At 57.0% G+C, this 21,584-nt stretch carries 19 protein-coding genes and 1 other RNA gene; 3 read left to right on the top strand and 17 right to left on the bottom strand.

The window, feature by feature from the left end; genetic code table 11:
• Positions 1 to 75: 75 nt before the first annotated feature.
• The 5 genes from ACEWZM_RS17700 to ACEWZM_RS17680 all read right to left on the bottom strand — a co-directional run bounded on the left by ACEWZM_RS17700 (position 76) and on the right by ACEWZM_RS17680 (position 5,649).
• Positions 76 to 1,194, bottom strand: coding sequence for an NUDIX domain-containing protein (locus tag ACEWZM_RS17700; RefSeq protein ID WP_414007696.1), 1,119 nt, complete (start codon positions 1,192 to 1,194; stop codon positions 76 to 78).
• 29 nt (positions 1,195 to 1,223) lie between these two features.
• Positions 1,224 to 1,664 (bottom strand): TrgA family protein, encoded by a 441-nt coding sequence (locus tag ACEWZM_RS17695; RefSeq protein WP_414007695.1) that lies wholly within the window; start codon positions 1,662 to 1,664, stop codon positions 1,224 to 1,226.
• Positions 1,665 to 1,679: 15 nt separating this feature from the next.
• Positions 1,680 to 2,885 carry a class I SAM-dependent methyltransferase gene (locus ACEWZM_RS17690; RefSeq protein ID WP_414007694.1) on the bottom strand — a complete coding sequence of 402 codons (1,206 nt, stop codon included), beginning with the start codon at positions 2,883 to 2,885 and terminating at the stop codon, positions 1,680 to 1,682.
• A gap of 68 nt (positions 2,886 to 2,953) precedes the next feature.
• Complete coding sequence (locus tag ACEWZM_RS17685; RefSeq protein ID WP_414007693.1) at positions 2,954 to 4,393, bottom strand: cryptochrome/photolyase family protein; 1,440 nt, start codon at positions 4,391 to 4,393, stop codon at positions 2,954 to 2,956.
• A 32-nt stretch (positions 4,394 to 4,425) separates the two neighbouring features.
• On the bottom strand, positions 4,426 to 5,649 hold the full coding sequence (locus tag ACEWZM_RS17680) for an aminotransferase class V-fold PLP-dependent enzyme (protein WP_414007692.1): 1,224 nt from the start codon (positions 5,647 to 5,649) through the stop codon (positions 4,426 to 4,428).
• A 137-nt stretch (positions 5,650 to 5,786) separates the two neighbouring features.
• Between ACEWZM_RS17680 and ACEWZM_RS17675 the strand changes: the two genes are divergently transcribed.
• Entirely contained in the window at positions 5,787 to 6,170 is a 384-nt protein-coding gene (locus ACEWZM_RS17675; RefSeq protein ID WP_414007691.1) for a VOC family protein, read from the top strand.
• Between the two features lie 117 nt (positions 6,171 to 6,287).
• On the opposite strand, the gene acuI is transcribed toward ACEWZM_RS17675, so the two are convergent.
• A complete protein-coding gene (gene acuI, locus ACEWZM_RS17670) occupies positions 6,288 to 7,283 on the bottom strand; it encodes an acryloyl-CoA reductase (RefSeq protein WP_414007690.1) in 996 nt (331 codons plus the stop codon).
• 13 nt (positions 7,284 to 7,296) lie between these two features.
• On the bottom strand, positions 7,297 to 8,400 hold the full coding sequence (locus ACEWZM_RS17665) for a dimethylsulfoniopropionate demethylase (RefSeq protein ID WP_414007689.1): 1,104 nt from the start codon (positions 8,398 to 8,400) through the stop codon (positions 7,297 to 7,299).
• A 242-nt stretch (positions 8,401 to 8,642) separates the two neighbouring features.
• On the opposite strand from ACEWZM_RS17665, the gene ACEWZM_RS17660 reads away from it, so the two are divergent.
• Entirely contained in the window at positions 8,643 to 9,392 is a 750-nt protein-coding gene (locus ACEWZM_RS17660; protein ID WP_414007688.1) for a FadR/GntR family transcriptional regulator, read from the top strand.
• 71 nt (positions 9,393 to 9,463) lie between these two features.
• Positions 9,464 to 9,817: a transfer-messenger RNA gene (gene ssrA / locus ACEWZM_RS17655) on the top strand.
• A 156-nt stretch (positions 9,818 to 9,973) separates the two neighbouring features.
• Here the strand turns inward: ssrA and ACEWZM_RS17650 are convergent.
• The 10 genes from ACEWZM_RS17650 to ACEWZM_RS17605 all read right to left on the bottom strand — a co-directional run bounded on the left by ACEWZM_RS17650 (position 9,974) and on the right by ACEWZM_RS17605 (position 21,555).
• On the bottom strand, positions 9,974 to 11,032 hold the full coding sequence (locus ACEWZM_RS17650) for a helix-turn-helix domain-containing protein (RefSeq protein WP_414007687.1): 1,059 nt from the start codon (positions 11,030 to 11,032) through the stop codon (positions 9,974 to 9,976).
• A 554-nt stretch (positions 11,033 to 11,586) separates the two neighbouring features.
• On the bottom strand, positions 11,587 to 12,177 hold the full coding sequence (locus tag ACEWZM_RS17645; protein ID WP_414007686.1) for a hypothetical protein: 591 nt from the start codon (positions 12,175 to 12,177) through the stop codon (positions 11,587 to 11,589).
• A 187-nt stretch (positions 12,178 to 12,364) separates the two neighbouring features.
• Positions 12,365 to 13,114 (bottom strand): 4'-phosphopantetheinyl transferase family protein, encoded by a 750-nt coding sequence (locus tag ACEWZM_RS17640; RefSeq protein ID WP_414007685.1) that lies wholly within the window; start codon positions 13,112 to 13,114, stop codon positions 12,365 to 12,367.
• Between the two features lie 8 nt (positions 13,115 to 13,122).
• Positions 13,123 to 14,280 (bottom strand): acyl-CoA dehydrogenase family protein, encoded by a 1,158-nt coding sequence (locus tag ACEWZM_RS17635; RefSeq protein WP_414007684.1) that lies wholly within the window; start codon positions 14,278 to 14,280, stop codon positions 13,123 to 13,125.
• 11 nt (positions 14,281 to 14,291) lie between these two features.
• A complete protein-coding gene (locus ACEWZM_RS17630) occupies positions 14,292 to 15,284 on the bottom strand; it encodes an LLM class flavin-dependent oxidoreductase (RefSeq protein ID WP_414007683.1) in 993 nt (330 codons plus the stop codon).
• Between the two features lie 16 nt (positions 15,285 to 15,300).
• Positions 15,301 to 16,713 carry an FAD-dependent monooxygenase family protein gene (locus ACEWZM_RS17625; protein WP_414007682.1) on the bottom strand — a complete coding sequence of 471 codons (1,413 nt, stop codon included), beginning with the start codon at positions 16,711 to 16,713 and terminating at the stop codon, positions 15,301 to 15,303.
• A complete protein-coding gene (locus ACEWZM_RS17620; RefSeq protein ID WP_414007681.1) occupies positions 16,710 to 18,293 on the bottom strand; it encodes an AMP-binding protein in 1,584 nt (527 codons plus the stop codon). Before ACEWZM_RS17620 ends, ACEWZM_RS17625 begins: the two co-directional genes overlap by 4 nt.
• Before the next feature lie 42 nt (positions 18,294 to 18,335).
• Complete coding sequence (locus ACEWZM_RS17615; RefSeq protein ID WP_414007680.1) at positions 18,336 to 19,694, bottom strand: cytochrome P450; 1,359 nt, start codon at positions 19,692 to 19,694, stop codon at positions 18,336 to 18,338.
• Complete coding sequence (locus tag ACEWZM_RS17610) at positions 19,691 to 21,295, bottom strand: AMP-binding protein (RefSeq protein WP_414007679.1); 1,605 nt, start codon at positions 21,293 to 21,295, stop codon at positions 19,691 to 19,693. Before ACEWZM_RS17610 ends, ACEWZM_RS17615 begins: the two co-directional genes overlap by 4 nt.
• Complete coding sequence (locus ACEWZM_RS17605) at positions 21,292 to 21,555, bottom strand: acyl carrier protein (RefSeq protein WP_414007678.1); 264 nt, start codon at positions 21,553 to 21,555, stop codon at positions 21,292 to 21,294. Before ACEWZM_RS17605 ends, ACEWZM_RS17610 begins: the two co-directional genes overlap by 4 nt.
• Between the last annotated feature and the right edge of the window lie 29 nt (positions 21,556 to 21,584).

Below are 21,584 nucleotides of genomic sequence, written 5' to 3'. Positions count from 1 at the left end.
CATACCTGTTGAGGTGTAGCCAAGGGATTGAACAACCACAAGCCGAGATAATCACGACCTGTCAGGTCGCAGTGATCAGGTCTTCCGTAACCGCTCACGATGCCGTGAAAGCCACAGCGATGCCGTAACAAGTGGCATATCCTGATAGGAGTGATCATCGATACCCCGCATCAGGTGATCATAGGAGATGATCTGGCTGCGAATATCTTCATCTTCGCTTTCCAGACCGCCGCCACCGGTGATGTCGTCAAAGTCGCAAATGCCTACATACACATGCAAAAACTCACCCGAAGCCCCGCTGGATGGGTAGACCTGCGCCACGGTTTCCAAGTGCGTAACCTTTAGCCCCGCCTCCTCCATCGCTTCGCGCCGGGCGGCCTGTTCTGCAGTTTCACCGGGGTCAACTAGCCCCGCTGGTGGCTCCCACATCCACGGGCGCTGATTGCCCGCGATATAGGTGGCGGCGCGAAATTGTTCGATAAGCAGCACGGCATCCCGGCGCGGATCATAGGGCAAGACAACAGCCGCGCGCCCCACCAATGCAACGCCCCTGTTCACCACCGGGCTCAGGCTGCCATCGTAGCGGCGGAACTGCAGGTCCATCTCTTCCATCGCGAAGAAGTTCAGGTAGGCACGTTTGTGATTATGGACCACGACATCGCGGTCAAGATCATGATCCGGATCTCCGGTCTGGCTCCGTGCTGCCAGCCACGCCGCGGCGCGAACCCGGATCGGGCGAAACCGCTCGGCAACCTCAGCCGCAGTCAGACGCCCGCGATAGGCCATAACCTCTTCTGCGGCGCGCAGTGACAATGCGCCCCACTGATGCACCCATTCGGTCAAGTCCCAGGGGTCGCCAGTTTCCCAGAGCCCGGGTTCCGGGAAATAGACATCCGCCGCGGCATGGCCGCCTGCATCTAGCTGCACCTCAACCCTCTGCAGGGCGTAGTCAAAACCACCTTCGTAGAAATTCAGCGCATCCATATCGTCCTGTGTCAGGCCACGCAGCAAAAGCCCCTGAGCGCTATGACCGCTACGTGCTTCAATTGCTGGAAAAGGCTGGTTCACCACCGTAAAGGCGCCGTGATCCGGAAGGTGCGCAGGTATTACGTCCAACGCTGCGCCTTGCGCTCCCAACACAAGTTCAAGCAACGGTACATGGCGTAGCGTGCCATAGACAAAAAGATCAACCAAGGTCGGTATCCTATTGGAAATATGTCGTTTCAGCGCCAGCGTTTGGCAGCGTTCTCGGTCATAAGGCCGGAGAAAATGCCGCCAATGATCAGCGCCAGAAATACATGTGGCACCGCCATCACGAAAAAGAAATCCAATCCAATCACAAAAATCGCTGAAAGCGCTTCAAACGGGTCATCGTAGCGGTTGCGCATGGCAAGGCGGAACATCTCCCATGCTCCCTGGAGAAAGAGCCCCCAAAGTACGAGAAGTGCTGCGCCCGTCAGGCCATTGTTGACGGCGTTGACTAAGCCGCGACCGACATGGCGGCCCACCCAGACCCAGCCGACGGCCGCGCCAAGCCCTGCATTTACATAAACAAAGTAGCCAAAGGCAGTGCCTTCGGGCATCAACGGCATGATTAGAAACGATACGGCCAGACCAACAAAGCTCATGCTGAGGGCGGCAATCAAACGGGCGGCTGTGGGCATAATCCGGACTTCCGATCAACGATGAGCAAGCGTGATTTGGGTCACGTCACAGGTTTCAGCTTTGAACGCGGCGGCGCAGGAGGTGAGATAAAAGTTCCACATCTTCCTGAACCGATCATCAAACCCCATAGCTGAAATCTCATCCCAGCGATTGTTGAATGTAGCATGCCAGCGTCGCAATGTCTGATCATAGCTATCACCGAATTCGAGCGATTTCATGACCTGTAGCCCGGCGTCTTCCACCTGGGCCTGCAATACCATTGGCGCAGGTAGCATTCCGCCCGGAAAGATATGTTTCTGGATAAAGTCGACGCCGCGTTTATAGACCGTCCAGCGCCTGTCAGCGACAGTAATAATCTGCAGCGTGGCCTGCCCACCGGGGCGCAGCCGGTCGTGGATCATCTTGAAATAGGCAGGCCAATATTTTTCACCCACCGCCTCAAACATCTCGATGGAGGCGATCCCATCAAAAGTTCCATCGCAGTCGCGGTAGTCCTGCATCCGCAGCTCAACCTGATCTGAAATGCCTGCTTTTTCAATACGTTTGCGAGCATACTTCAACTGCTCATCACTGATGGTAAGACCAGTGACCCGCAATCCCCGTTCACGCGCCGCATATTCCGCGAAGCCGCCCCAGCCGCAGCCGACTTCGAGCACGTGATCACCGGGCCTCACGCCCATCTGATCCACCATGGACGCGTATTTCGCGGTCTGCGCGGTTTCCAGGCTTTCCTGACCTGTGTCGAACAAAGCGCTGGAATAGGTCATCGTATCGTCCAGCCATAGCCCATAGAAGGCATTTCCAAGGTCATAGTGATAGGAAATGTTTGCCTTGGCCTGGGCACGATGATTACGCTGTAACCAGAAACGGAATTGTTCGTAGGCGCGGATCAGCCCGCGTCCCGGAAAGCCGTCATACACAGTTTCCGACCCCATATGCACCAGATCCATAAAGGCCTGCAGATCCGACGTGCTCCACCAGCCATCGAGATAGGCGTCGGAAAACCCCAGATCGCCCTCGCGGATCAATCGCGCAAAGCAATCAGGATTGTGTATGCGCAGATCCGCCACGGGACCCGGCACACCACTTTCAATGCGAAACACCCGCCCGTCGGGCAAATGGATATCAAGCTGCCCGACTTCAAGCGCCTGCAACTGGTCAAAAATCGCCGCGAAATACCTCGGCAGATCGGCCTGTCCTTTGGTCTGTGTGAGCGCCATTCACCCCTCCCCACGACGTTCCCGCCCAAAAGGCTAGGCCAAAGCAGACGTTTCTGGCAAGGGATCTGTCAGCCGTCCGCCAGTTCACGCTGACCATAGGCCTCCAGCGCGCGGGCGCGGCCGCCCTTCAGATCAAGGAAAGGCACAGCCCTGGCATTGCCTGCCAACAGCTCCCAGGATTCAGGAATAGCCGCGTAGAAATCTAACGCTGTCTGTGGTGGGTTTGGCTGACCCTCGGCAATCCATGCGGATTGATAACTGCCTTTGGCATCGAATTTATCCAGCTGCCCGTCGGGATTAAAAATCCGGAAGAAGGGCGACGCATCAGGGCCTGAGCCCGCGACCCATTGCCAGCCCATTGCGTTGGAGGCCGGATCCCAATCCACCAGACATTGTTCAAACCATTTCTGGCCTACACGCCAGTGTGTTAGCATGTGTTTGGTCAGAAAACTGGCGACAATCATCCGGGCGCGGTTGTGCATTTTTCCGGTCACATACATCTCGCGCATGGCAGCATCGACGAAGTTATAGCCAGTCTGGCCCCTCCGCCACGCGTCGACGGCCTCATCGTCGCGCTCCGACCAGTTGAAGCTTTCCCACTCTGGTCGCCAGTTTTGGGTCAAAATATGTGGAGTGTGGAACATCAGATGATAGGCAAATTCGCGCCAGACAACCTCCTTAAGGAAGGTTTCAGCGCCGGGTTTGCCCGCACGCTGTGCCTCAAGCCCATGATGCCACATACGGCGCGGGCTGATTTCACCCCAGGCGAGGTTTTCTGACAGGCCAGACGTGGCATCGATGGCAGGAAAATCACGTGCTACCTTGTAGTCAGCCACTCGGTTATGGAGAAATTCGTCCAGCCGAGCCTGCGCAGCTTCCTCTCCAACCCGGCAGTATTGCGCCACTATATCGGCGCCACGTCGCATGGCCGACGCCAACTGCCAGCTGTCCAGATCATCGGAGACAGGCCACTGCCGCGGCTTCGGGACCTTGGCCGGTGGGGCAATCTGGTCTTCGACATCTCGGTCGCGTACCGCTTTCCAGTACGGCGAATAGACCCGGTACATACCACCGGTCTTGGTCTCGACGGTCCAGGGTTCAAACAACAGGTTGCCGCCAAAGGATCTGGCCGTGATCCCCTGCTCTTTCAACGAGTTTTTTATGCCGATGTCGCGGACGATGGCGTCCGGGTCATAGGCGCGGGTCCAATGCACGGCTTGTGCGTTGCACTCGGTGATCAGGTTTGCCAGCACATCCTGTGCCGGACCACGCCGCAGGATAAGACGAGACCCCATCTGCTCTAGCCGCCTGGCCAGATGCGCAAGCCCCAGACCCAGCCGGAACCTTGGTGCCGCGCCCAGGCCCTCGTCCAGGGTATCGAATATAAAAACCGGGATCACCGGGTCACCAGTCGCAACGGCTGCCGCCAAGGCAGGGTTATCGACAAGACGCAAATCGCGCCGTAGCCACCAGATGATTGGAGCCTGCGACGGGGTGTGTTCAGTCATGGATGATCAAAACCCTTGTTTCACATGTATTTTCACAACACGTGATCTAGGGCCTCCATCAACTGTGTCATCTCCTTTTTCGATGTGTAGTGGGTAAAACTCAGCCGCAGCACCCCATCACTCGTCGATACACCCATCGCATTCAGCGCGCGTAGAGCGTAGAAATCACCGCCACCGGCCATGACACCATGTTCTGCCAACTCAGCGGCAACGCCTTCACCTGGGCGGTTCAGCGCCACGGCCACTGTTGGTGCGCGATTGCCGGCATCCGAGGGCCCGATCAACCGCAGATCATTGCGATCCTTCACCATATCCAGAAGCGGTTGCAACAGCTCGACCTCATGAGCGCGCATCAAATCATGGACGAAGGCACCCTGCGCGGCTCCTTCCGTCAGCGGGCCACCATGATGGTGCGCCAGTGCGGCGATGTAGTCAGCCATACCTGCACAGGCCGCAACCTGCGCGTGATCCGGCCCTGCCGGAGTGAAGCGTTTATAGAGGCTATCACCGTTGAAGAAATGCCCCTGATTGGGCAAGAGTTCTCCCAACGCGCGACGCATTACCATCAGACCCTGATGCGGGCCGTAGGTCTTATAGGCTGAGAACAGATAGATATCGGGGCCCAACTCACCCACATTGGGCAGCCCGTGCGGGGCGTAGGATACGCCATCGACACAAACAAAAGCACCCGCTGCATGGGCAAGTGCGGTGATTTCGATCACCGGGTTCAACTCCCCCACCACATTGGAACAATGAGGAAAACAGACCAGCCGGACCGTTTCATCCAATAGGTTCTCCAGATCGGCAGGATCCAGATGGCCGGTTTGCGAGTTGATCTGCCATTCACGAACATCAATCCCGGCATCCGCAAGACGCCGCCAGGGGCCGGTGTTGGCCTCGTGGTCCTGATTTGTGACAATTATCGCCTCGCCCGGCGACAGGAATTGGCCGAAGGCCTGCGCCAGCACATAGGTGTTCTGAGTTGTGGACGGCCCAAAGCTCAGCTCATCTTGGTCAACACCAAGGATCTTGGAGAGCCGGTGCCGAGCCTCGTCCATTTCGGCCCCAGCCAGAATTGACGCCTCATAAGGCGCATAAGGCTGAACCTTGCGCTCAGTGTAGAACCGGGTGAGCCGGTCGATGACAGGCTGACAGGTGTAAGAGCCACCTGCATTCTCGAAAAATGCCTGACCTTGCAAATTCGCTGCTGCAAATGCCGGGAACTGGCTGCGGACAAAGTCGATATCGAGGGCCATGGTCTCTCCTTTTTCTGTCTCAAAAGAAGTGCCGAGGATGGCGGGCAAGGTCAAGCGCTGTAAGCGCAGCTGCCTGATGACACATTCTGTCATTAGAGGCCGGTAGCTAGGCCTTACATCAGCATGAAAGGAAGCAAATGATGGCGTATACTCCCAAGGATTTTCTGGTCTGGGGTGAAATCCCGGTCACCGATATGGATGGCGCAACCAAATTTTATCAGCAGGTTACAGGCGCCGATCTGGAATTGGTCACGGATGGGCCAAATCCGATGCTGGTGTTTCACCCCCTGGATCGCGCAAATGGTATTGCGCTGAGCATCTATCCCGGAACCCCTGCTCCCGACGGCGTTGGCCCCACCCTGCATCTAGCCGCCGAAGGCACGCTTGAGGTAACTATGGAGCGGGTGACGGCTGCGGGCGGCCAAGTGGTGTCTGAGCCGGTGCCACTGCCAGCTGGACGTTTCTTCTACGCCAAGGATCCCGATGGAAATTCAGTTGGTTTTTATGAGGCCGCTTCATAAAACGGAAAACGCCCCGAACACTCATCGGGGCGTTTCTCTTGGCTTTTCAATACGAACCCGTCCGCGCGTGTTACGTATCAATCAGATATCCCGAGGGCCCTATAAGGCCGCGCAAGATCAGGCGTTTACGTCTACAACAACGCGGCCTTGCACCTGCCCCTTCAGGATATCGGCCCCGAGCTGCGGCAGGTCGGAAAGGGTGGCAGGTTTGACCATCGCTTCCAGCTTGTCCATCGGCAGATCTGTGGCCACCCGCTGCCAAGCCCGCAAGCGATTTTCATATGGCTGCATCACACTATCGATGCCAAGGAGGTTCACGCCGCGCAACAGGAAGGGGATCACAGTGGCGGGCAGACCCGCACCGCCTGCAAGACCAACTGCTGCTACTGAAGCGCCGTATTTCATCTGGCCAAGGACACGCGCAAGCATATCGCCACCGACGGCATCAATACAGCCAGCCCAGTTCTCACTTTCCAGCGGACGCTTCACGGTCTCGTTCAGATCTTCGCGCGGAACAATCTGGGTCGCGCCCAATCCGGTCAGATAGTCGGCTGTTTCCGGCCGCCCGGTCACTGCCGCAACCTCGTAGCCCATGTTTGACAGGATGGCGGTTGCAACGGATCCGACACCGCCCGCCGCACCTGTCACGAGCACCGGGCCCTGATCTGGTTTTAGACCATGATCTTCCAACGCCATCACCGCCAGCATGGCCGTGAAGCCGGCCGTACCAACTGCCATGGATTGCGCAGGCGTCAATGCTTCCGGCAAGGGAACCAGCCAATCGGCTTTGACTCGAGCCTTTTGCGCGTAGCCGCCCCAATAGGTTTCGCCGACGCGCCAACCCGTCAACACCACCTTGTCCCCCGCCTTATAGCGGTCGTCATTCGAGCTCTCGACGGTGCCCGCAAAATCGATACCCCCGACATGGGGATAATTGCGCACCAGGCCACCGCCCTTCGGGCTGAGGCACAGGCCATCTTTGTAGTTCACTGTCGAGTATTCCACGGCCACAGTAACATCGCCTGCAGGCAGCTGATCATCATCCAGCTCGGTGATGGCAGCAGAGGCCAGCCCCGTTTCTTCGTCTTTGGTTAGCAGTAAAGCCTTGAACATTTTCGTCTTTCCCTCAGATCCAGAATTTGTCTTTCACCAACGCCGGGCGCATGCCATCCGGTGTCTCTACCTCCAGCTTAGTGCCCGCGTCCCAATGGGTCATACGCACCATGCCAATCGCAACGTTGGTCTTGAACTCCGGCGACCATGCCGCCGATGTTAGATGGCCGACCCGTTTGCCGCCTGCAAACACGGGCCAGACCCGATCACATCCGGGCACCGCATCACCGCCAATTTCGATCGCGCGGATCTGCTTCACCGGCCCTTCATTGGCCACCCGTAGCAATGCGTCACGGCCAATACAGCCAATGGCGGTGTGGGTATTGCAGAACCGACCCAGCCCACATTCATGTGGCGTATTGTCGTCGGTCATATCATTACCGTAGCTCAGCAAGCCACCTTCGATCCTTTCAATCAGATTGGGACAGCCTGCCCGCACATTCAGGTCTTCACCTGCCTCAAAAAGACGGTTCCACAGCGGCATACAAATGTCGCTGCCCTCGACGTAGATCTCGAACCCGCCCTGTTTTGAGTAACCAGACCGCGCAACGACCAGATCACGGCCTTCAAATTGATACACACCGTAGCGGAAGAACTTGATATTGCGGATGGATTCCCCAAATACCCGCTCGACAAGATCGTCGGCTTTTGGTCCCTGAATTGCCAATGGCGACACATCGGGTTCGTCAACGAGGACATCCAGTCGCCAGCCATTGGCAACACCTTTGACCCAATACAACAAGTCGCTGTCAGCAATGGATATCCACCAACGGTCCTCAGCCAGTTTCACAGCGACCGGATCATTCAGCATGCCGCCTGTCTCGTCGACAATCGGCACATAATAACATTGCCCCACCATCATGGCACGCAGATCGCGGGGCGTCAGCATTTGCATCAGCTTGGCGGCATCCGGCCCCCTCAGCTCGACCTGACGTTCACAGGATACATCCCAGATCTGCACATTGTTTTTCAGGTGATGATAATCCGCTTCAATGCTTTCAAATACGGTCGGCAATAGCATCCGATTATAGACCGTGTAGGCCTTAACGCCCTGTGCTTCGACGCCTTCCGAGAAGGCAGTACGACGCAAACGCCGCGAAGGTGAGATCAATGCCATGGCTATTTTTCCTCTCTTTGACTCAAGACCTGTAGCCACAGGCCTTGCTCCTCCCAAAAAACCGGCTGGTGCAACGCGCCTCCGAACAGTGCCGCAGATCCCATCGGCCTTCCTCGACTCGCCCGTTTCCGGTTTCAATTGTCATGGATTTAAATGTCAGACCTTTAAATGTAAGACAAATGATTTTTGCTTTCCTCGCAAGAATGCTCTAAACCGCCGATGCCAAAGACCAAGGACTGCTTATGAAGATCGACCCAAACAGCCCGGCCAACCTCTCGGCCCAGATCGCAAACGCAATTCGCGACGGCATTGTTGAAGGCAGATTGATCGTCAATGAACGCTTGCCATCCGAAGCCGAACTGGCAGAACAATTTGAAGTTTCCCGCCCCACCGTCCGCGAAGCGCTCAAGCGTCTGGCAGCACAATCCCTGATCCGCACCCAGCGCGGGGCGACCGGTGGCGCCTTTGTCAACAAGCTGAGCTATCAGGACGCTTATGCTCAACAGGTGACCACCTCGACCCTCCTGCTGAGCATGAATGCGGTGAGTTTTGATACTGCCTGCGAGGCCCGCTACGCGCTCGAACGGGCCTGTGCGCCCCTTGCTGCAGAACGCCGAAGCGCCGATCAGCTGGCCGTCATGCGCTCCGAGGTCTTTCGCCAGAACCAGTCCGGCCTGACGGATGAGGCGTTTTGTGACTCGGACGTAATGTTTCACCGCGCATTGGTCGATGCCGCGGGTAATCCGGTCTTGTCCTATCAACTGGCCGGTGCCGTGGAGGCAATGCAGCCCTTGATGAATATGATCACCTTTACCGCAAGGGATCGTGCCCGGATGGTGAACCTGCACAAGGCCATTGCCGACGCAACCGAAGCACGCGACGCACCGGCCATCAGCCTGGGCCTGACTGAGCTGGAGGAGGAAACCCGGACATTGGCCTCTGCGGTCTTTGCGCGTCGTACGCCACATGCACTACGCGCGGCAAAAGACTGAGCTATCTGAGCTTTTGCAAAATCCGAGCCTACGCCGCACCTATAGAAATACCCGGCAACAATGGGCCATTTCCCCTTTAACTCCGCCGCGCCTGCCCCTATATTGTACATGTTCCTTCGGGAAATATGGACATAAACGCGCTCGTAATAAGCGGATCGGACCCGGGGGCGGTACCCGGCGACTCCACCAAACATCCTTCATTTGGGGATCATGGGGTCGAAACAGGATCGACGAACGTCTAAAGGGGTTAGCTTTGTCTCGGCTGTCTGCCACCGTTACCGGCGAAACTTGTACAATTGCAAATGACAATCGTGCTCCGGCAATGGCAGTAGCAGCGTAAGCTGTTAATGTCGCCGAAACTTAAGTCCTTGCGCCTAGCCGTGTAAGGCGGGGTTCGCAGGTACCTGGCAACAGAAACCTGCACTTCCTCCCTCCCCTGCCAAACCATCTGGAACAAGCACCGCTGCTGTATCGGCCTTTAAGTATGAAACGTATTTAGGCAGAGAGACCGTAACGCTCCGCATCACGTCTGAAGTGCCCCCTTTCAAGTACTGAGGCACTTCTTGGGGTACGCCCTCTTCCTACGACGCGTGGCTGGGCATTGTGGTGGGCTGCCCCTCGACGCAATCCTGCGTGTATTTGCTGCGCCACGCTTGTGGAGTCATGCCTGTGACGCGTCTGAACTCCCGATTGAAATTGGACTTTGTCTGAAAACCGACGTCGAACATAATGTCCGTTACCGAGCGGCGGGTCTCTTGCAGCAGATCGCAGGCCTCAGCGATGCGATATCCATTGACATATTGCGACACGTTCATTCCGGCCGAGCGGTTGATTGCCTGCGAGATCTGACGGGATGGGATCAGCGCCTTCCGCGCCAGTCGTTCCAGATTTAGATTGGCGTCACGATAGACGTTGTCATCGTTCATCAGCTCCTCAATCCGTTGGATGGTTGCGGACCCGCTCAGCTCTTCTTCGTCTATACGGCGCGGTTGAGCCGATTCCGGCGGGCTCTTGCTGTTGCTGGCAAGGGTCGCCGCGAGCCCCAACATTACAAGCGCCGCGAAGTTGGCAAACAGGATAACAGACGGGACGTGCTCAACATGTTCCCAGAGAAAGCTCAGGAACAAAATAGTGTCGATGAGAGCAAAGGACAGCAACGACAAGGCGGCGAAGAATATCGCCCGATAGGTGGAATCTGCGCCGTCCAGCGGCGTAACCCGCAAGGCATCTGTACCGGGTAACAGCAGACGCAAAATAACGACAGCATAGGACAGGAAGGTAATGACCACTACGATATCAACGGCCTCGCGCCAGAATAACGTAAGCCCGACCACCAATACGGTCGGGAAATAATACACTGCCAACCTCTGGGCCATCGGCCAGCGATCACGCTCAACAACGTTCAATACCCCAGCGTAAACCAAGGCGGGTACTAGCGTTGCAAGGATCGGCACGAGGTAGGATGTGGCCTCGACATCATATCCCCAGCGCAGTCCAAGAAGAAAAGATTGAACAGAGCTCAGTAGGATCAGCAACAGAAACGGTTTATTCTTATTCGTCGTGTCATCATTTCTAACGACATAGATAAACAGAAACATCATCTGCGCCGCGAACATGAATTCGATCGGTATGAAAATCATTAGTTAAGTGCCCTACTTACTACAGCCGAATTGCATCATTCCGAGGCATCCGCCGCCAGCTGCGTCTTCCTTCCCCACCATATCATGCCGCCGTCAGATGAAATGACTGTGTCATTACCATATACGGCGTCTGGGATGTTTGAATGTGACATCGAAGCGCGTGCAAACGGTCGTCGTTGGGGATCAAAGCCATCTGTGAAGACCTCAGACCTGCAAGCCTCACTCTGGTTGATGTCTGCCGCGACGGCAGCAGGCTCGTGCGGATTTTCTTGCATCTCGACACGATGGAATTGGGGAACCTCGTGGCAGCCCCAGTTTTTCTGCGCCTTAGTCGCACTATCTTCATACCCTACGTCAGTGTATTTCACTCATGAGCGGCAAAACCACCCACAAGTGTATTCAATTTATCAAACACCTATAACAGGTTGTGATCCCGCTGCACAATTCCGTTTCTCAGTTTTAGGTGTTCCGGTTTGGATGTCCCCACGTTGTATGCTGTCCAAGCCCTCAGAGCCTGAACAGCATGCTGCGCGCAGAAACGTTATGCAGGCGTATTACTCGGTGCGGAAGGATACATGCGACAGGTTCAACGGCACTTTAACATCAACGTTCTCACGTTTCGTAGCCGGCCCGAACTCTAGGCGAGAAATCGCCTTTGCACCGGTCAATTTGAAATGTTCCGCATCGCCGGTAAAATTCACAACCGAGTTCTCCGAGGCGATATCAACAGCGCCAAAGGCCCCGTTAATGTCCGCTACCAGTTTGGTCACCTCAACCTTGAGGCCCAGTTCCGGTGGCATCGCGATATGAAGCTCCGGTTCGCACCACCAGCTGCTTTCAAGCCCGGAGCGCGTCAGATGGATTTCCAGGATATCGCCGCGATGCTCCACTCTGGCATCCAGACCACATCCGACACTGGTTCCGGTAGAAATTTCCAAAGCCTGAGCCGCGCCTTTGCCATTGCTCAGTTTCAGAGTGGTTTCTTCACCAATCAGCCAGACCGCGGTGATCGGGGATGCAAACTCCGGGATCGGGACATTTTTAGCGGCGACGGGGCCACTGCCAAAACTCAATGCAGCCAACGCAATGGCAACAAGGCGCGTGAGATGTGACAGAAACGGGGGGCGAAAACGATGGACGGTCATGGGATACCTCTTGGTTCTCCTGACGGGTCGCGGGGGTTCATGCCGCGACCGATTGATGCGAGCTATCTCTCTGGGTCTGAAACGCGGCATGAAATCACCGGATGTCACCAGAGGACGAGATCAATCTGCCTTAGGGTTCAATCGCGCGCGTCCTGAATGGGGATTAAGGACGGACAGAATGCGGTTTTCAGGAAAGAGAACCTGCAGAACAAAGGATATTTGCTTCTGAAAGATCAAACTGGTGGATCTGAGCACCGCGACGTTGAACAGCAACGGCGGCCCGATATCCCGATACAGGTGTCCAAGCGGCCAATGTCCAATCATCCAGGTTGCCAGTCTCGGTGCGGATTAACTCGGCTTTTTCTCCGGCGTATCGGAGTGCAAACGAACGCAATGGTAGCGCAAGCCCCCGGCCTGTAGCCTTGATATAGGCCTCTTTCAGTGCCCAAATCTGGGCGAAGTGCTGTGACTTCAGAGAAACCGGACACTGCGCCAATCCGGCATATTCTTCGGGCGCGAAGAAACGTCGGGCAACCGCCTCGGACCTGCGGCTGTAGCGGGTCCGTTCAATGTCGACGCCGACCTCGCCACTACGAGTTACAGCGATCAGCAGCATCTGCCCAGAATGCGAGAGATTAAACGAAAGACCATGCCCGCCAACAAGATATGGCTTGCCTCCCTCCGCAGATTTGAAGCGCAGAGACGCCGATGGGCGACCATGATAGGCCGCTAGAACATGGCGAAGCGCCACATGAGATGCAGCGTACAGAGCACGCGCATCCGGATTGGAGATGCTCTTCAGGCGATCATGCTCACCCTGTGACAAAACCGTCAGATCCGGGTCAGGCATTTGGCCAGAACCAATGGTCCCGCGCCAAACGTGAACATGATCCGGGTGCAATACCGGAACCCGGAAATCACGGCTATCCGCAGCCATGGCGAGCCTCACAGGACGTTCGCGAGGCTGCTTCCGACCACATTAAGCATGACTTCGCTACTGCCACCCCAGATGGTTTGGATTGCACTGTCCAATACATCCTGCGTTGCAGTGTCTTGACCAGCTGCGCAGAAACCACGGGCACCAGAGAGCTGAAGCTTGACCGCTGCCAACGCAGACAGGGTCTCAGTGCTGCGCAGTTTGGCGATACAGGCATTGCGATTGTCCAGTCGTCCGGCCAGATGATCTGTAATGCAGCTGTCGACAAACGATCGATTGGCGATTGCCTCACTGTAGAGATTAGCCAGCCGGAACTGAATTGCCTGATAATCCAGCGTCGATCCCTGTGCAGTTTTTCGCTTGTTACATGACTTGATCGTTTCGTGCAGCAGCGTCTCTGTCATTGCTTGCGCATAGACCGCTAGCACCAGGCGCTCGATACTGAGAAAACTCACCAGATAGAAGAACCCCATGCCGCTGGCACCCAAGAGGTTGTCTTGTGGCACACGGCAGTCGTCAAACTGTAGATGGCTGGTGTCCAGCGCAGGCATTCCGGTTTTATCAATCCGGTTGCGCGTCAGGCCCGGCGTGCCCGCATCCACCAGCACCATGTCAAAGCCGGCTGATTGCGCGTCACCTGCGCCGCCACAGCGCGCAGCCACGATCACGAGATCGGCCTGAGAACCGTTCGATACATGCGTTTTCTCGCCCGTGAGGACGATTTCATCCCCCTCTCGCTTTGCCTGACAGCTCAGCGCATGGAGATCAGAGCCGCCATGTGGTTCAGTCAGGGCGATGGCACCTATACGCCGCCCGGAACACAGGCCCGGCAGATATTCTTGTCGCTGTATCTCGCTCCCCAATCGGTGCAGATAGGGCGCAACGATATCGCTCTGCAGGAAGGTCAGAAGCCCGCAGAGCCGTCGTTTGGCAAGTTCTTCGATAATGACAACAGATCCACGAAAATCGTCGCCATGCCCGCCGTAGTCCTGCGGGATTGTGCGGCACAGCAATCCGGCCTCTCCCGCCTGCTGCCAGATCTGTCGCGGGGCCTGCCGGTCGGCCACCCATTGAGGATGATATGGCACCACCTGCGAGTCGAGAAATTCTGCCACTTGGTGGCCCAGGCTTTCGTGTTCCGGTTCAAATATCTTGCGCTTGAACATGTGGCCTCCGGTCAAATCGCAGGCTGCTGGCAAAGGTCGAAAGCCCGCATCGTGTGGGCCAGATCATCCTGCCCCTGCGGCACATCCAAGATCAATGTTTCAAAGCCCAGTGATATGTAGCTTTGAATGTAATCCGCAACCTCTTCGTAGCTGCCGACCAGATAAGGACAGAAGGTTTTGTAGTTCTTGATCGGGAACAACCAATAGGCTCCGGATCTGGCATCTTCCAATTCTTCGGCCACGGCTGAAATCTGCTGATGCCAGATCGAGTCCGACGTGGCCTGCGCCATGCGGTGAGCCAGCTGGCCGCGTCTGTCTGCCGGGAAGCGCCCGCGCGCTTCGTCCCATGCGTCTTCACTGCGTGGGCGGGCAATCACGCCAAAACGTACGCCAAGATTCTTACCCGCAACGGCTGCCTGATCCAGCTGCTCACGCGGCTTGGTATAGCTCAGTCTTGTGGCACCCAGCGTTGCGGCCGTGGCCTGACAGGCCGGTGACATGCCTGATACAAAGAGATCCGGCATCAGCGCCGGGTCAAGTGCGGGCTCCAACCGCAACCCCTCGACCTGATAATATTCTCCGGCCAGTGTCACAGTTTCACCGTGCAGCAAGGCCATTACGATCTGACTATATTCTGTCAAACGGTCATAGCGCGGATCATGCTCTGCCTGATCGCCAAGTTGTTTGAGATCGCGCACAAATCCGCCTGCAACCATGTTCAGCGCCAGTTTGCGCCCGTAAAGGAACCCAAGAGACGAGATTTTGCGCGCCGCTGCCAGCGGATGCATATAAAGCGGCTGTGTTGCCACCAATGGCACAAAACGAGACGTGCGTTCGATTGTGGCCTGAGCAACGGTCCAGGGATCCATCAGCGAGTTATCTGTGTAGATCAGCATGCCCTCGACCCCTGCATCTTCGTGCCAGCGGGCGATATCGGCTATTTTGCTCAGATAGCTCCCAGCGCTGGAACGGACAGAGGGCGGAGCCGTGGTAAAGAGTTTCATTGGGCAATTCCTTTCATCAATTCAAAGCGGGGGTGATCTGTCGGGTATGCGTCGTCTTCTCATTCGGTTGGTGCAGGCCTGGGCCAACAGGGCGGCTGTCGCGGGTCGTCAAATGCGAGAGGGGTTCCAGCAGGTGCAATACGCGGTCAATGCAGCGCATCCTGTCGGCGCGGCCGATAGAGGTCGCAAAGGCCCGGCGCAGATCCTTGTTGAGGGCGATTGCCGCTGCCGAAGGTTGGCCCCGATAGGCCGGGTATTCCATATCGTTGGCCTGACCGATCAGCCATGCGGCCTCTGCAGGCGCTGCGGCACGAGGCAGATAAGCTGGCGCTAAGGCTGCACGCCAATCGTTCGACGCGCAATTGGTCGTGACCTGCATCAACGCGTCCGCGAGCGCCTGACACTGCAACGCGGCAACAGACATGCCTTGGCCATAAAGCGGGTTAAAGGTGGCTATGCGATCACCGATAGGCAGGTATCCCTGCGGCAGCGGCTGTTTAGCCTGATCAAAGCGATTGAACCGTACTGAGGCGATGCGGTAGCTCTTCAACTCACTGGTCAGTGTTTCCTCTGCAAGCAGACCACTGATCTTGTCGTCCGGCAGCTCATCCAAAAACGATAGAAACTCCGCCAGGGTTGCAGGCGCTTGCGTGTCAAAGCGGCAAGTTGCTGTTGCCATCCAACGCCCGTTTTCAACCGGGGCCAGAACTGCACCACGGGTCATGGGGGCCGTCGCGAAATTGAGCCAGCCAGCGAGATCGTCGCCTGTCTCAACCCTGCGGGAAAACAGACCGGAGACATAGCGCACCTCGGGGTAGCCGATCTCGACCGGCGGTGCGACATACCCGAGTGCTGCAAGCCACCCTGCCCCTTGCTCGGCCCGGCCAGCGGCATCGACCACGAGATCGGCTGCAAGCTCCTGCTCGGCACCGTCTTGCAACAAACGGAGACCGGTAATTGCCCCTGCATCATCTGCCAGCAGCCCCGTCACACGGCCCAAGAGAGGGCGAATGACGGATATGCTTACGACCTGCTGGCGGATCAGGTGATCAAGCGCCGGACGCGTCTGTGACAGGACTTGAACGCCGGTTTCGACCGGTGGCAACCAACGCCCGGCGCTGTAGCTGCGCCAACCGGAGCGGACCTTCAAGGGAAGGCTTCCCTGCGCAATGGCCCGACGTTCAAAGCCGGGGAACAGGTTTTCCAGTACGTTCTGACCCGATTGCAGCAAAGCATGGACATGTGCCGCTTGTGGGATTGTTTTTCGTAAGGCCGGCAGGTCCGGGTGACCTTCACGGTCGATGAGCCACACGGTACCAAAAACGCGCGCCAGAACGGCAGCAGCCACCATGCCCGCAAAACCTGAGCCAATCACCGCAGCAGTCTGGTCCGGCCAACGAGGGCTATGATTTGCGGGGGATACACTCATTTACCCGCCTCCGTGGTCAAAGCTAGCGCAGGTTCGGCATCGGGTTGTTTTGGTATGGCATCGGGCGTGGACGTCATCGGCAGATCAATGCCACCTTCAACCAGGCTGCGTGTGTCCAGTTTGCCATTGCTCGTCACCGGAAAGCGCGAAACGATCCGCAGCTCGCGTGGCAACACCTGCGCCGCAAGATGTTTGCCCATATGGGCAAGCAGCTCATCACGTCCGCAGGTCATCCCAGAAGCAGGCTCAACAAAGAGCTGCAACCCCGTAACACGCCCTGCTCCGTCCTTTTGCGGCAGGCAAACCGCTTTGCGCACAGGCGCGTGACCTTCGGCGATGCGCTCGATTTCGTTCAATTCAATCCGGTTCCCCAACAGCTTGACCTGCCGGTCGATCCTGCCCAGTAAGACCAGATTTCCATCTGCATCAAGACGGGCCAGATCACCGGTGCGGTAGGTATTTACGCCATTGCGCTGGCTGAGCGCCGCATTAGCAGGATGATCTAACGGCAGGTAATGACTGATGACTTGAGGGCCAGAGAGAACCAGCTCCCCCTCCTGTCCGGCGTCGACGTCTTCCCCATCAGGACTAACAATCTGCATCCGGTTTTCGCCAACTGTCGGTCCTATTTTCATCGGGCCATCAGCGTTGGATTCAGCGTGGTTGATCGCATAGAGATGGGTTGCACAGGTGGCCTCGGACGGACCATAGCCATTTAGCACCTGCGCCTCAGGGAAACGTTTTTGCAATTCCTGAACCAAAGGTCCGGGCAACATCTCTCCGCCGACCACGAAAAACCGAAGGTCAGGCAGGTTTTCAGCGGTGAACTGAGGGTCAGTGCACATCAGTTGCAACAGGGAGGGTGTCGACGCCCAAGACACTGGTGAGGTCGCATCACCGCGGGTCAGATGGCGGATGTTGTTCCGGGGCATGATGTTGTTTGCGTGGTTCAGCAAATGCACAGGGCGACCCAATGACAGCGTCGGCCATAGGTCAAACATCCCCATATCGAAGGCCATGCTGGCGTGGTTCACATGCGATCCTTCGGGCCTGACCTCGCCCAGCAACGGCGCATACCAGCGATGCAGGGCCATATAGTTGCCACGGGAAATCGGCACGCCTTTGGGGGTGCCGGTACTGCCAGAGGTGAAAATCACATAGAAAGTGCACTGATCGGACAAGGGCCACGCCATTTTCAACTCAGGTAAGCGTGTTGGCAAATCTTTCAGAGTAAGAACAGGCAAGCCTTGAGGTAGGGTTTCCTGCCCAAAGGCCAGGATGTGGCTGGCACCTGCCGTTGCGGCGATCTGTTCCAGGCGGTCCATTGGCGTGGAACGATCGGCAAAGGCAAAGGCACGCCCCGCAATTGCGCAGGCAATCATCGCAGCGATGCAATCCGGCTCTTTGTGGCCGACAATCAGGCTGAGCCCACCCGGCATCTCGCCCAGCGCATGCAGTGCGCCTTCCACCCGGCCAGCCAGCTGACCAAAACTGATGACTTCTTCGGAGGTAATCAATGCGGGGCAGTCCGGCTGGGTCAGCAGAGTTTCGCGGAGGTCTGCTATAAATGTCTCAAACATCTGCGGTCTTCCTTTTCGTGATTGTTCCATGGCGAAAACGCATCATTGCGAGGCGTCAGCGAGCGCCCTTTCATCTACGGCGGCCTGTGATTGGGCACGCGAGCTAAAGACCGCCGGAACCGCACCACGCGGAATAAGTGCCGAGCGCAGCAATGGGCGGATGTTTCCGCGTGGGCAATCGGGCGACAGGGCCACAGTCCGTGCTGCGCAGATGGCGCGTGATGCCAAGGCCAATTGATGCAGCATGAAGTTGGCGCGTGAGCGAATGCGGGCACCAACCCCAAAAGGAAAGTAATGGGCGCGGTGTTGCGCTTCATCGAGGAAGCGATCCCCCTGAAAGCGTTTTGGATCTGTCCAGAACCGGGGGTCGCGCTGCACCAGCCATGGTGCAAAGACAACCGTCGCGCCCGAGGGGATCACATAGTCGCCAATCGGGACGTCTTCACTGGTTATCCGGTAGATGAACGGCAACTCCGGGAACAACCGCAGTCCTTCCTTGACGGTGGAGAGCGCCAGAGGGCTGTCCGTATCCCGCATCGCTAGCGGGTCCTTCCCTTCACATTCGGCGCTGATATCTGCCGCCAACTGCGGATCCTGAGCCAACTGCACCAGGGTCCACAACAGGCTAAGGCCGCCAATGTTCAGCTTTTCGGTGATCACATGGCCAACGGTGGGCCGCAGAAGATTAAGCCGGTCTGCGTCGGACACATCGTCGGGGATGATCGTTGCAATCTGTGCAATCAAGTTTCGGTCGTTTGGCCCGCTGTTTTTCAGCGCAGCTGTGATGGCCTTGTCCAGAAAGCTGCGTGCGGCCTGAAACTCGGGCAGGTTTTCGTGATCGGCAGTCTCGGAAGCATCCTTAGTGCTCATGGCAAAATAGAAGCCTTCAACATCCGCAACGCCCTGAGCAATCTCTGCAACATCCAGATCGGAACCGAAGATCGCCGGGCATACAGCACGAATTGACCAGTCACGGCAGATGTCGCGCAGATCAGCCGCTGTATCATCTAGCGGCAATTCATTGATCAAGGTGCGGGTTGCGTCCGCCAAAGCCGTTTCAAGCCAGCTATCGAAGTCCTTCGAAATTGCGGACATACGGTTTGCCGTAAGTACCCAGACATCGCTCCAGCGGGGATCCTGAAGCTGATCTCCCAACAACATGCGGGTGATGGCCTGATTGCTGGCAATGTCACCAAGGTCGGTCTGAAAATGCCCCTGATGGCCGCGCCAGTATTGGAAACACTCAGGACTACCGGCAATATACAGATCGCGGGTGTCGCTGACCCGGATGGCCACGATGTCGCCATGCTGCCGGGTTGCGGTTTCTGCCACTTTCAACAAACCAATATTCTGAAACATGGTCGAGTTGGCGTCGAAGATCGGGATCTCCTTGCGGGTCATACTGTTTCCTCCTGTGCGGTTCTGGCAGAACTGGTTGGCATGTGGATGTGTCGCAGACGGGCATCCACCGATGCAGTCGCCAAGCTTGAGCGATCAAATTTGGAATTCTGGTTCAGGCCTGCGGGGAAATCCGCATACCAGTATCGCGGCACCAGATAGGGCGGCAGTTCCGCCGCGAGAGTTGCCGCCAGGTGCTGTAGATCCGCGAGCGCACGCACCCCCAGCACGTATGCCGACAGGGCGTTGGGCACCCCGCGCAAAATCTGAGGTTCGACCACGACGTCCTCGACCCCTGGCAGATTGCGGAGATGGGCCTCGACGTCATTGAGATTGATGCGGTAGCCTTGGATCTTGACTTCGCGGTCGATACGTCCTGCGAAGTACCAAAGCCCGTCCTCGGCCAGTTGCCCGCGATCGCCGGTGCGATACAGCCCAGTTTCAGGAAATGCCGCGCGTGTCTTTTCAGGTAGCCCGACATAGCCTGCACCGACGCTTGCTCCCCGGATGAGCAATTCGCCTCCGGGAAGGTCGTCCGCCAAAGGTGCGCATTCCAATCGGGTTCCCGAACGCTCTGCTCCGATAGGCAGATCCCGGTCTGATTGCACATGCTGCTCTGTGATGTCCACGGATGTGACGGCCACGGTGCATTCCGTCGGGCCATAGGTATTGGTGATCCGGCAGCCCGGGAACCGCTCGAACAGGGCCGTGACAATCTTCTTTGTCAGAACCTCTCCGCAGAACACGAAGTTTCGCAGGTTTGGCAACTGGTCAGCGGCGAACCGGCGGTTTTTCAGAAACAGCCGCGTGATAGAGGGCGTAGAGACCCAAAGGCTCGTACCCTGCTCGGCAAGGCGATTGATATACGCCGTCGAATTGGCGAAATCGGCGTGATCAAGTACCACCAGCGGGGTCCGGCGAGTCCAAGACATCCACAGCTCGAACAGTGACACATCAAAGCAATGGCGGATCACACCGGAGACGGCAGTTATCTCTGTGTCTTCTGGATACAGCACATCTAGCCAGCTGATGAAGTCCACGAGATTGGCGTAAGTGACGCCAATGCCTTTGGGTTGCCCCAAGGTGCCAGAGGAGAACATCAGATAGGCAAGATCTTGATCTGCAGCGACATCCCTGTCTGCGCCCCATGACGCTGTCGGCGAACATGGGGTCAGTGGGTCGGGTACGGAAACAATCACGATAGCAGAGTCGGCCAGATGTGTCGCAATGTCTGGGCTTTCGGGTGCCGCACTTAACAATGTTGTGGCGCCACAGGTTTCGGCGATCTGGCGGATGCGTGCTATGGGGGTTTCCGGCTCAACCGGGATCAAGGTTCGCCCGGCCAAAAGACAGGCCCAATAGGCGACAGGGTAGCGAATATCCTTGTGTCCATGGATCAGGACCGGCTGCCCGCTGCTGTCTCCGGTCTGATCCTGCAACACCCTGCTGAGAGCGCGGGCATGATCATAGAGCGCAGCAAAGCTCAACTCTGCGTCGGCCGTGCAATAGGCCGGTTGAGTGTCCCCCTCGAAGGCGGCAAAGATCTGGCTTAGCCGCCCATGAGCATCCCTGCTGCCTGATGGATCGACAGCAGAGCGGGTCATGCCGGTTCCTCTTCGACCATGCTGTCACGCACCATTTCGACGAAGCTGCCAACCGTTGTGATATCATCAGGCTTCATGACCGCAGGATCCAGAACCGCCTGCGGCAGGCTCTCCTCAACTGCCATGAACAATTCCAGCAACAGGCCACTGTCGACCCCAAGGTCCTCTTGTAGGCGGCTTTTGACCGAAATCTGACTGTTGTCGGGCATATCCAGAAGTTCGATAAGCGCATCGGTGATGATCTGTTCGATATTTTGCATGTTTTTACCTCGGTAAAGGGTCAGGACAG

Source organism: Phaeobacter cretensis, assembly GCF_047372505.1.
In the GTDB taxonomy this organism is placed as follows: Bacteria; Pseudomonadota; Alphaproteobacteria; order Rhodobacterales; family Rhodobacteraceae; genus Phaeobacter; species Phaeobacter cretensis.
Note: the sequence above shows the minus strand (reverse complement) of the source record. Positions and strands in the feature narration are given on the sequence as shown.